At 67.0% G+C, this 11257-nt stretch carries 11 protein-coding genes; 5 read left to right on the forward strand and 6 right to left on the reverse strand.

The annotated features are described in order from the left end of the window. The 4 genes from A5713_RS00840 to A5713_RS00855 all read right to left on the reverse strand — a co-directional run. Positions 1-939 (reverse strand): cytochrome P450 (locus A5713_RS00840; protein WP_082972704.1); only part of this gene is annotated, 939 nt, incomplete at its 3' end. Between the two features lie 17 nt (positions 940-956). Further along, positions 957-1661 (reverse strand): NIPSNAP family protein, encoded by a 705-nt coding sequence (locus tag A5713_RS00845; RefSeq protein ID WP_068091511.1) that lies wholly within the window; start codon positions 1659-1661, stop codon positions 957-959. After that, positions 1661-2251 carry a hypothetical protein gene (locus A5713_RS00850; protein WP_068091514.1) on the reverse strand — a complete coding sequence of 197 codons (591 nt, stop codon included), beginning with the start codon at positions 2249-2251 and terminating at the stop codon, positions 1661-1663. The genes A5713_RS00845 and A5713_RS00850 overlap by 1 nt, the downstream gene beginning before the upstream one ends. A gap of 136 nt (positions 2252-2387) precedes the next feature. Continuing rightward, the gene (locus tag A5713_RS00855) at positions 2388-3557 is read right to left on the reverse strand and encodes a CaiB/BaiF CoA-transferase family protein (RefSeq protein ID WP_068091517.1); all 1170 of its coding nucleotides are present in this window, start codon (positions 3555-3557) and stop codon (positions 2388-2390) included. Between the two features lie 126 nt (positions 3558-3683). On the opposite strand from A5713_RS00855, the gene A5713_RS00860 reads away from it, so the two are divergent. After that, positions 3684-6749, forward strand: coding sequence for an AfsR/SARP family transcriptional regulator (locus A5713_RS00860; RefSeq protein ID WP_068091520.1), 3066 nt, complete (start codon positions 3684-3686; stop codon positions 6747-6749). Positions 6750-6753: 4 nt separating this feature from the next. On the opposite strand, the gene A5713_RS00865 is transcribed toward A5713_RS00860, so the two are convergent. After that, positions 6754-7149, reverse strand: a complete 396-nt coding sequence (locus A5713_RS00865; protein ID WP_067922715.1) for a hypothetical protein — start codon at positions 7147-7149, stop codon at positions 6754-6756. A gap of 266 nt (positions 7150-7415) precedes the next feature. Here A5713_RS00865 and A5713_RS00870 point away from each other — a divergent pair, with 266 nt between their 5' ends. From A5713_RS00870 to A5713_RS00885, 4 genes are all read left to right on the forward strand, one after another. Next, on the forward strand, positions 7416-7952 hold the full coding sequence (locus A5713_RS00870) for a DUF4333 domain-containing protein (RefSeq protein WP_067922716.1): 537 nt from the start codon (positions 7416-7418) through the stop codon (positions 7950-7952). A gap of 2 nt (positions 7953-7954) precedes the next feature. Continuing rightward, the gene (locus A5713_RS00875; protein ID WP_068091523.1) at positions 7955-9304 is read left to right on the forward strand and encodes a neutral zinc metallopeptidase; all 1350 of its coding nucleotides are present in this window, start codon (positions 7955-7957) and stop codon (positions 9302-9304) included. Positions 9305-9467: 163 nt separating this feature from the next. Continuing rightward, entirely contained in the window at positions 9468-10235 is a 768-nt protein-coding gene (locus A5713_RS00880; RefSeq protein ID WP_068091530.1) for an SDR family NAD(P)-dependent oxidoreductase, read from the forward strand. A gap of 50 nt (positions 10236-10285) precedes the next feature. Continuing rightward, complete coding sequence (locus A5713_RS00885) at positions 10286-10969, forward strand: DUF427 domain-containing protein (RefSeq protein ID WP_067922720.1); 684 nt, start codon at positions 10286-10288, stop codon at positions 10967-10969. Here A5713_RS00885 and A5713_RS00890 read toward each other — a convergent pair. Next, positions 10951-11257, reverse strand: a 307-nt coding sequence (locus A5713_RS00890) for a nitroreductase family protein (RefSeq protein WP_197516258.1), incomplete at its 5' end; no start/stop codon positions are given. The two genes, A5713_RS00885 and A5713_RS00890, sit on opposite strands and share 19 nt — an antisense overlap.

An 11257-nucleotide genomic window follows, 5' to 3' on the forward strand; every position in this document is an offset into this window, starting at 1 on the left:
CTGCCCCGGCCGGATGGTCTCGCCGTGAATGGTGAACGGCTTGCGTGCTGTTCGGGCGAACCACTGCGCCGGCGCGCAGAACCGGATCATCTCCTCGCGCGCGGTCGGCACGGTGTTCTCGGGGTCGGCGCGGACCGCGGCCATCTGGTCGGGCCGGCGGCCGAGCTCCCACAGCCCGTGCGCGACGATCTTGGGTACCGTCTCGGTGCCGCCGATGAAGATGCACAGCATCTGGGTGGCGACCTCGACGTCGTCGAGCGGACTGCCGTCGGGTAGGCGGTAAGCGAGCAGGCCGTCCACGACGGCCAACGGCCGCCCGGAGGGGTCCGCGCGGCGGCGCCGGACCGCCGGGAGCAGGTATTCGAAATAGTTGGGCCGCGCCTCGGCGGTGTCCACCCCGACGCCGGGCTCGGCGAGGCTTCCGGCGTTGACCGCGGCCAGCACCTGTGGCGCGAAATCGACTGGTATGCCGAGAAGTTCGCATACCACGGACGCCACCACGATGCCGCCGTAATCCTGCGTCAGGTCGAACGAACCGCGGGGCAGTAACTCGTCGAGGCGCTCGTTGGCCAGCTCGCGGATCCGGGCCTCCAAGCCGGTGACGGCCCTGGGGCGCAGCGGCTGGGAGTGCGCGCGCCGGATCTCCGCGTACAGGTCCGTGTCGAACACGGCGTGGAACGGCAGCGGGTGCAGCGGCGGGTCGGCGACCGGTCCGGTGTTGTGCTTGGCCAGGACGGATGCGGCCGGCAGGGTCCCTTCCGACGCGACGAACGTCCCGTCGTTGACCTCCAGCACCTGCCAGATGTCCTCGAAGCGGGACAGCGCGAAGGTGTCCCACTGGGGCATGTAGTAGACGGGATACTCGTCGCGCAGGATCCGGTAGTACGGCAGCGGATCGGCCATCACCTGCGCGTCGAAGGGGTCGTAGGCGAAGTTCACGGCCTCTTGCTGGCGCATCACTGCAGCGGCGACGGCGGTAGGGCCTGCAGGATCGAATCCTCCCAGCCGTCGCGCAGCGCGGGCGCCACACTCATCCAGGTGACGATCTCGGCGGGCGGGCTGTCCTTCCACGAGGGGTAGTGGTCGGCGAAGCATTGCCAGCCGCCGTCCAGCGCCCAGTAGTGGATGACCTCGTTGTAGCGGAACGTCGTGGTGAACGAACCCAGCCAGCGCTTACCGGTGCGTTCCGACCAGGGGACGTAGAGCCGCTCCAGTTCGCGGATGTAGTCGTCCTGACGCCCCGGCTTGGTCTGCATGATCTCCTGAATCACCAGCGGCGCAGTGAAATTGGCCTCACGCAGCTGGGCGAGGGTCTTGTTGCTGGGCCCGGGGTACATGATCCGGCCCTCCCCGGCCGCGCCGATGTCGGCCAGAAAGGCCGACCATTTCCCCGCCGCGGCCTCGTGACTGCCGCCGCGGGCCTGGGCGGCCCCGATCCGGGCGTAGTCGGCGAACCCGTCGATCTCCCAGATGATCGTCACCTGCGGCCAGTGACCGTTGTAGGGCGTGGTCTCCCAGATCGCGAACAGCCGCGCACCGAGCTCGTCCATCATCGGCCGGTAGGTGTCGGTGAAGACCTCGGTGAAGCATTCGCTTCGCCCGGAGCCGAGCGAGATGGTCTCGTGCAGATAGAGCAGCGTGTGCCGGTAGTACTTCTTCATCAGTCGAGCCGGACCAGCCCCGAATCACCGCGCTCACAGGTCGCCAGATCACAGAGCAGCGTCTCGGTGGAATGGACTGCGGCGCAGTCGATCCCGGCCGCAGCCAGCGCATGGCCCTTGAATCTGCGCGCGGCGGCGCTGAGCACGTACTGCGCCTTGGCCACCCCCCGATCCACCCGCAGGGGCCACCCGGAGGGCGCCCTGCCCCACAGGGCGACTTCGGTCAGCCGATCGTCGAGCGACGCGAGCACCTTGTCACGCACGCGGGCATCGGCGGCGAACGCCTCGGCGCTCACCGCCAGGCTCTGGCTCATCGAGCCCGGACCCGCCGCGGCGAAGTGATCCTCGAAGTCCACCCCCTGCACACCGAGGATCCGCAGGGACAGGGCGTCGCCGCCGCTCGGCAGCAGCACCGTCACCTGCCAGCCGGCCATCGCCCGGTCGTAGAGCCAACCTCCGGTCGACCGGACCACGTCGAGAGCGCTGACCGCGATGACGTCGAGCCGGTATCGCAGACACTCCCGGTCAGCACGGCCCGCTCGGGCGCCGAGCCGGCTGCCTTCCCTGATGTCGAACGTTGACGTGACCATTGAATCCGTTCCTCACCGCCGCACCGAATCGGTGCATTGGCGTTTACCGCAACGCTTGTCCTGGGCTGGCGCCGCTAGCGCGACACATCGGACAGCGTGACACTTGCGAGCAAATTTGTAAAGGTACGACCGCTGGTCACGAGTCGCGGCGCGCCCGGAGTTCGGCGAGCACTTCTTCGGTGTGCTGCCCGAGTTCCGGTGCCGGAGAACGCGGTGCCCACGGTGTGCCGTGGAAATCGGCCGGCGTGGCCACCATCGCAACGCTGGATTGCCCGTCCGGGACGTCGACGATGCCGCCCGCGGCGTGGAATTGCTCGTCGGCCACGACGTCTTCGAGGCTGTTCACCGGCGACCAGAAGAAATCAGGCTCGGCGGCGAACGCCTGAGCCCACTCGTCGAGGGTGCGGGTGGCAAAGACCGCGTCCAGCTCGGCGATCAGCTCGACCGCGTTGACGAACCGCGAGTACGCGTCGCTGAACCGGGGGTCCGAAAGCCACTCCGGGCGGCCGACGGCGCGACACAGCGGGGGCCAGTGCCGATCGCCTTCGAGCCCGACGATCCAGAACCGGCGCCCGTCGGCGGTCGCGTAGTTGTTCATGCACGGGTTGCCCATCGATCCGCGTTGCCCGATCGCGATCGGCTGGCCGGTCAGCAGATAGGTGTTGAGGTCGAAGCTCACGGTGTAGGCGCCCTGGCGATAAAGCGAGGTGGTCACCAGTTGGCCGGCGCCGGTGCGCCCGCGGGCGACCAGCGCCGCGCACACGGCGGCCGCCAGCGTCATGCTGGCCGAATGATCGCCCATGCCGCCGCGCTGGAAGGGCGGCGTGTCGCCGGGCCGGGTGAGCAGATGAGCGACCCCGGCCCGCGACCAGAACGCGGCCACGTCGTAGGCGGCCCGGTCGGCGTCGGGCCCGGTCTCGCCGTATCCGGTGATCAGTCCGTAGACCAGGCGGGGGTTGCGGGCCGCCACCGACTCGAAGTCCAGCCCCAGCCGCTGTAGCGCGGCCGGCCGGACGTTGGTCACGAAAACGTCGGCGTCAGCGAGCAATTCGAACGCCGTTTCGCGCCCCGCCTCCTCCGTGAGGTCGAGCACGACGCTGCGCTTGGAGCGGTTGTCCATTTCGAAAGGCGGGTTGACCCCCAGGTCGCAGCCCAGCATCTTGCCGAACATCCGGCCCGGATCGCCGTTCGGCGGTTCGATCTTGACGACGTCGGCACCCCAGTCGGCCAGGATGCCGCCGGTGGCGGGTCCGGCGACCCACACCCCGAGCTCGACGACCTTGACGCCCTCCATCGGTCCCGCCATGGCTACGTTCCTACTCCGTGCCGCCCCGGGGTCGGAAGCCGGGTTGCCGATCGATTTCCGCCCACGCGTCCTGGCAGCCAAAGCTATTGTCTGACGTGAGCAAAGGTTTGCTAAGGGTCGGGTGAGGTGGTCGAGTACTTCCTGTCGGGCGTCGTGGAGGCCCGTGTCGACGGCGCGAGGGCGGCGCTCGGTGGCCCGAAGCAGCGGTGTGTGCTCGCGGTGCTCTTGGCGAACATCGGAGCTGTCGTCAGCATCGACCGGCTGATCGATTCGGTGTGGGAGGACGACCCGCCGCCGAAGGCATTGGCATCGCTACGCTCCTACGTCACCAACCTGCGCCGAATGCTGGGGCCGGCCGACGCTGCTGAACAGCGGTTGCAGTCGCGGCCCTATGGCTACCAGCTGAACCTGCTCGACGGGGATTCCATTGATCTGCACCACTTCGAACAGCGGGTGTCGCTGGGCCGGTCAGCCCTGCTGCGCGATGACCCCACGTGCGCGGTCGAGGCCTTCGGCGCTGCCCTTTCGTTGTGGCACGGAGACCCGTTCGGCGAGTTCACCTATCGAGACTTCGCCGCGCCCGACGCCTTGCGCTACGCCGAATTGCGGACCACCGCGATCGAGGCTCGCTTCGATGCTGCGCTGCGGCTCGGTTCCGGCACCGAGCTGATCCCGGAGATCGAGGCGGCGTTGGCGCAATACCCGCTGCAGGAGCGGTTGTGGGAACACCTGATGCGTGCTCTGCACCGCGCCGGTCGAACCGCCGATGCAACACGTGCATTCCATCGGGCCAGTGCCACGCTTGAGCGCGAGATCGGCGCCCGGCCGGGAGAGGACCTGCAGAATCTCTTCCGGCGAATCAGTGCGGAGCCGAACGAGATTCGGGATGAGTGGCCAGCGGGCCGGGCACGCGCCGCGTCCGGCCGGTTGGCGGTCCCGGGATTGGTCGGCCGCGACGCGGAACTTGGCGCGGTCCTCTCGACGGCCCGGTTGGCCGCCGCCGGCGTTGGCGGGCTGACCCTGATCACCGGCGAAAGTGGAATCGGGAAAACCGCTTTAGCACAAACGGTTGCGGACCAGGTCCGAGCGGACGACGTAGCCGTGTCGTGGGCCAGTCACCCCAGCGCCATCAAGCTGCCGCTGTTGTGGACCTGGATCCAACTCCTGCGACAGTTGGGCGCCGGCCTGGGCGACGCCGGACGCCGGGCGGTAAAGCGGGCGGCGCCCGGGGTCGTCGACACACTTGTTCCCGAATGGAATGACATCGAACCGCTCGCGCCGTCCACTCGGGTCGCCGCGACGGGATTTGCGGTGGTCGAAGGTATCGTCACGGCGCTGGAGGCCCTGTCGTCGATCAAACCGCTCCTGATCGTCCTCGACGACCTGCAGCTGGCCGACGGCACCTCACGGAACGCATTGTCATTGCTGGCGGCGATGTTCCCCCGGGTACCGATTCAAGTCATCGGTACTTGGACCTATCACGGGGTCGATCGACCCGTGAACCGCTCATCGTTCGAGAGCCTGATCAGATCGAATGACACCAGCGTGGTGCACCTCAACGGTATCGACCGCGAGGCCGCCGCGCTGCTGGTCGACTCGATAGCCGGCGTCGCGACCTCCCGCGCCGTTACGGAACAAGTGTGGCAGCAGGCTGGCGGTAATCCCTTCTACCTCAAGGAGATTGCCCGCACTCTCCAGGCCGCCAGCGCCGGTCGAGGTGGAGCCGACATCGCGTCGTCCAACCTGTCTGACGCTGTGGTCGGCGTCGTCGGGCGCCGGCTGGCCACGTTGGAACGGGCGTCCCGGCGCCTCGTCGCCGCGGCGGCGGTCATCGGCCCCGAGTTCGACGTCGCCGAATTGGCCGACGTCGTCGACTTGACGAGTTCCGCCGTGCAGCGCCGACTCCGCCCGGCCTACCAGGCCGGCTTGCTCGACGAAGTGCCCGGCCGGCCGGGTATGTACCGCTTCAGTCATGGAATTCTCCGCGACGCGCTGCTCGCACAGCTCGACACCACGGAACGCACCACCGTGCACGCCGCGGTCGCCACCGCGCGCGCGGCCGGGCTGGCGGCGGCCGCGTACGAAGACGGGATCGCCGCGGCCGATCACGCGTGGCGCGCCGGCACGGAGCTGCACCCCGAGACAGCCCTGGAGCTGCACGAAACGGTCATTCAGCGGGCCCTGACCCGCTCCGCCTACGACGACGTAGCCAGCCTCGCCGACCATGCGCTACAGATCTGTCGCAAGCTCCCGGCCAAACCCGAAGAGCTCGAACGTCAAGCCACCCTCTGGCTGCATCTGGCCGGAGCCAAGGGCATCCTCGAGGGCCAGACCAGCGCGGCCGCGGCGGATGCCGTGCAACGTGCCTTCGAGATCGGCAGTCAGGTCAAGGGCCGAAGCTTCTACGGGGCGATCGCGCTGCAATGCCTCATGCTGTGTGGGCACGGGCGCATCGACGAGGCGCACATCATTGCCAACGGGCTCCGGGAGCAATACGACCTGACAGGGGATCCCGATATCGGTGTCGTCAATGACTTCGCGCACATCATGGTGTATTCCCTGCGCGGTGATGTTGAAGCGCTCATCGCCACTGGCCGCCACATGATGGACACGTTTCCGCCTCCCGAGACGGTCACCGACCCGATGCACTTCTTCCACCCCCGGGTGTACTGCTGGATGGCGCTGGGCGAGGCGATCCGCGGGGACCGTGACGCAATGCGGGAATATCACCGACGGGCATTACATCTCGCACAGAGTCGCGGCGACGTATTCAATATCCTTGCGGCGAAGCTGACATTCGTCGAATGCGCCGCGATCCTGGGTGACGTCGAAGGCACCGCCGAACTGGCTGACGCCGTGGACCGCGAATTCTGTGCGGCCGGCGGCCAGCAGTGGGGGGCCGCGGCGAGGATCATCAGCGTGTGGGCACGCACCCTCGAGAACGGGGAGGGCGACCGCGACGCCGCGTTTGAGGCCTTCGGCGCGCTCACCAGTGACGGGTCCACCGCGATGACCCCCTTCTTTCTCGCCCTGCTGGCCGACATCGAAAATCACCATCGCCGGTCGGACAACGCCCGGGAATTGCTGGGCAGGGCGCAGCGCGTGGCCGATGCGACGGGAGAACACGCCTCCGACTCCCTGATCGCCGCAAGACTGGCCGGCCTGTCACAGGTAACCGACCGGCCGGGGTGAACGCTCAGCCGGGCGTGTCGGGTAGCGCCTCACGCCACTGGCGCCACACTGCCCGGTCGGTCATCAGGTCGAGCAGGGTCCCGAACCCGCTCGGGTAGACGAGCGAGACCAACCACTGCCGGGAATCGCCCCTGCTCACCCGGAACCCACCGCGGTAGAACTGCCGCAGCCATTTGATCGTCAGCTCGTCGCGGCGAAAGTCGAAGACCACCACCGGCTCACCCGAGGACAGTTTCGCTTTGAAGTCGGTCAGGCCGAGCTCCTCGTCGACCCACTTCGAGTACTCCGAGGCAGTGCACCGCAAACTGGCGGCCGTGAGATGGAGCTCGACGTTGACCCACCACGAGTTGCCGCGGTTCTTCAACAAGTAAGCCTTGGTATGCGGTGGGGCACTCGCCATTTCGTCTGCTCCAATTCCAAGCCGGAATGTCGACCGGGTAGCCGCCCGGCGACCCGGCCCTGATCTGACCGAACGTCAACCTAATGGAGGCAGTTTGGAATTCGTTTGAAAACGGACGGTCCGACCGTCCTCGCCCCGTCGGAGGAACGTTCCAATCCAATTCCAACACCGGTGAGTAATTTTCCCGGCGGCAATGTGAAGAGGACGTGTCATCCCTGCCTCGGGTCTGGGGTTGGGCCGTCACGTGAACGCGGAAGGCTGGTGTCATGGCTAATTCGTTAGGGCAGAAGGTCGTTTTGGCATGCGCGGTCGCAGGGGTCGCAGCGAGCGTGGGCGCATGCTCGAGTGGCCCCAAGGTGGTGAGCAAAGGAGATGTCGCCAACCAGATCAGCACGAAGATGACGTCACCCAACGGACAGAAGCCCGAGTCGGTGACGTGTCCCGATGATCTCAAGGCTCAGGTCGGTGCGCAGACCAACTGCACGATGAAGGTCAACGGTCAAACCAGCACCGTCAACGTAACGGTCAGCACCGTTGACGGGAGCCAGGTCAAATTCGACATGGTCAACACCATCGACAAGAACCAAGTGGCCAGCCAAATCAGCGATCAGCTGACGCAGCAGTTCGGTTCCAAACCCGACTCCGTGACGTGCCCCGACAACCTGAAAGGCACCGAGGGCGCCACGCTGCGCTGCGAACTCGTCGACAGCGGACAGAAGTACGGCGTCACCGTGACCGTCAACACCGTGCAGGGCTCCGACGTGAACTTCCACTTCAAAGTGGACGACAAGCCCATCCAATAACGATGGCAGACAGGCGATGGCGGCTCCGCGCGACAGCCGTCGTGATGGTGGCGGTACTGACATGCGACGGGTGCGGCGGCAGGTCCACCCACTCCGCGACGGTGCCCACGTTCAACCCGGCGCCCCAGGTGCAGATCCACGGTGACGGTTCCGACCCGGCGAACGCGCTCGCCGCGAAGGCCATCGCCGACATCGAGACCTACTGGGCCGGTGAATTTCCCAAGCTGTACGGCCGCGACTACGCACCGGTCAAGGGCGGCTTCTATGCGGTCCGGCCATCAACCGGGCCACTGCCACCCTGCGCGGCGGCGGCCGACGACGTCGCCGGCAACGCCTTCTACTGCGCGAAAGCCGATGACGTAGCCTGGGACTCCGAAGGATTGCTGCCGAGCTTGCGTAAACGATTCGGTGATTTCGTCATTCCGGTGGTCCTCGCCCACGAGTGGGGGCACGCGGTCCAGGCCCGCGCCAACTTCACCGGACAAACGGTGACCAAGGAGATTCAGGCCGACTGCTTCGCCGGGGCGTGGGCGGCGCACGCAAAGGCCGACACGTTCAGGCCGAACGCCGACGAGCTGGATCAGGCGCTGGCGGGTTTCCTCTTCCTGCGCGACGAGCCGGGCACGGCGAAACAGGATCCCCGTGCCCACGGCAGCGGATTCGACCGTGTCAACTCCTTCCGTCGGGGCTTCGACAACGGGGCAGCGGCGTGCAAGGGTTACAACGACCGTGACCCGGTCGTCGTGGAGATTCCGTTCAACAACGCCGCCGACATGGCCGCTGGCGGCAATGCGCCATACGACGACATCGTCAACAATGTCCCAACAGACCTCGAGGACTACTACTCGCAGGTCTTCCCGCAGCTGACCGGCAGGCCGTGGGCCCCGCTGGCACCGGCCCGCCCGTTCGCACCGGCGGGCCAGCCGGACTGTGCCGGTCAATCGACGGCCGGATATGTGCTGTTCTATTGCGTGCCTGAGGATTACGTCGGATTCGACAACGTCACCGCGATGCCGAAGATCTACGCCGAGGGCGGTGACTTCGCGGTCGCCACCCTGATCGCTACACAGTATGGACTCGCCGCGTTGTACCGCGACGGGCAAGATCCAGCCGACAAGAAAGTGTCGCTGCGGGCCGACTGTATGGCCGGCGCGTGGGCGGCAAGCATCCTCTTGCAGAACCGCCCCGAGAGCAATTACCGGCTCTCCCCCGGAGACCTGGACAAGGGTGTGGCCGCCCTACTGCTGTTCCGCGGCAACGGCGATGTGGCCCGACAGGGGCAAGGCGCGGCCCGGATCGACGCCTACCGCGACGGCGTCTACAACGGGGCCCAAGCCTGCATGGTTCACTGAACCGCCCCGCATCCGCCCCGCGGACCCGCCAGCGCTCGCCCTCTCTCACCGACCGGATGGCGCGCCTGGTCGGCGCCCTGATCTGCGGATCGATGATTCCGCACGCCCCGGTGCATCGGAATACATGCGGGCCCCGATGGCTCGCCACGGTAAGCCGCACAGGATGTGCGGTCTGCCGTTAACGCCAAACGAGAAGGAGTTGGTCTTCGTGGCGACAGTCTCAGGCAAAGCACTTCTGATCACCGGTGGCAATCGCGGCATCGGGCGGGCGCTCGCCGTGGAAGCATTGAACAGAGGCGCTCGGCGAGTGTACGTGGGTACCCGAAAGGCCTTGGCGGACAACGGTGATTCCCGAGTGACGCCGCTGACCCTGGATATCACCGAAGACGCCCATCGTCGGGCGGCGGCTGAGCAGGTCGATGCTCTCGACATCCTCGTCAACAACGCCGGCCTTGCTTTGTACGACGACTTGAGCGACCCCTCCGCGCTCCAACGACACCTGGACGTCAACCTTTTCGGAACTTACGCCGTGATCCAAACCTTCTTGCCGCTGTTGGTGCGATCCGCGGGATCGATCGTGAACAACCTTTCGGTGAACGCGTTGGCCCCGTTGCCGATCATCCCGGCCTACTCCGTCTCGAAGGCGGCCGCGTTCTCCATGACGCAATCTCTGCGTGTCATCCTGGCGCCGCAGGGGGTGCGTGTTCATGCGGTGCTGACCGGGCCCGTGGACACCGAGATGACCCGCGAGCTCGACATCCCCAAATCGTCGCCGCAATCGGTGGCGCATGCCATCTTCGACGGCGTGGAGAACGGCGACGACGAGATCTTCCCCGACCAGTTGTCCGGGTCGTTGGCCGCGGGCTGGGAGCGTGGCGCCGCCAAGGTGCTCGAGCGCCAGTACGCGGGGTTGCTCTGTGCGGACCACTGACCCGCTCCCGGCGCGTACCGGCCCGGCGCACAGAGGTCTAGCCTCACACCATGAGCCTGGTAGCCGGACGTGGTCCGCTCAGCAGTGATCCGGCCGGGCGATTCTCGCCCCCGCTGCCCGCCGACGTCGTCTTCATCGAGCCTCATCCGCGCCGCGTGCAGGCGTGGCGGGACGGGCGCCTGGTGATCGACACCGAAGGGGCGCTGATGGTGCACCGGCGGGGCCACCCGCTCGGCTATGCCTTCCGGGCAGACGAGGTCGGCGACCTGCCCGCCGAGCCCGAGCCGGAAGCCCCGGGCTTCGTGCACGTGCCCTGGGACGCCGTCGACACCTGGCTCGAAGAGGGCCGCGAACTCGTGCACTACCCGCCGAATCCCTACCACCGCGTCGACTGCCGGCCCACCAAGCGGCGCCTGCGGGTCTCGGTCGCCGGCACCGTGCTGGTCGACACCGACCAGACCGTGATCGTTTTCGAAACGGCTTTAGAGCCAAGACTTTACGTTGACCCGGCGCACGTACGCACCGACCTGCTGAGCCGCTCACAGACGTCGAGCTACTGCAATTACAAGGGTTTCGCGACGTACTGGTCCGCGGGTGATGCCGACGACGTCGCGTGGAGCTACGCGGACCCGCCGCCGGAAAGCCTGCCCATCAAAGGGTTTCTCAGCTTCGACCCCACCCGAGCGGACGTCGCCGCCGACCTGCCAGGCCGCGATCAGTCCGCCGGTAGGTAGCCGACCGACTGCGCGAACAGGACTCGTTGGTGGACCTTCAATCCAAGGTGCTCGGTGAGCCCGGCCCTGTCACAGTTGTGAAACCAGGCCGCGAGGCCGTGGGCGGCGGCGAAAAGGTAGACATTCCCGGCGATCAGCCCGACGTCGACGTAGTAGTAAGACTTCTGCACTTCCGGGTCGTGAAGTCCCGGCTCGTCAAAGCCCGCGGTATGGGTGAGCCGGGCGTCACGGTGGCCCCGGCGATGCTGATCTACGTCGTCGACGTTGACCGGCTCACCCATACCGCGG

The organism is Mycobacterium sp. E2497, assembly GCF_001668695.1.
Lineage (GTDB): Bacteria > Actinomycetota > Actinomycetes > Mycobacteriales > Mycobacteriaceae > Mycobacterium.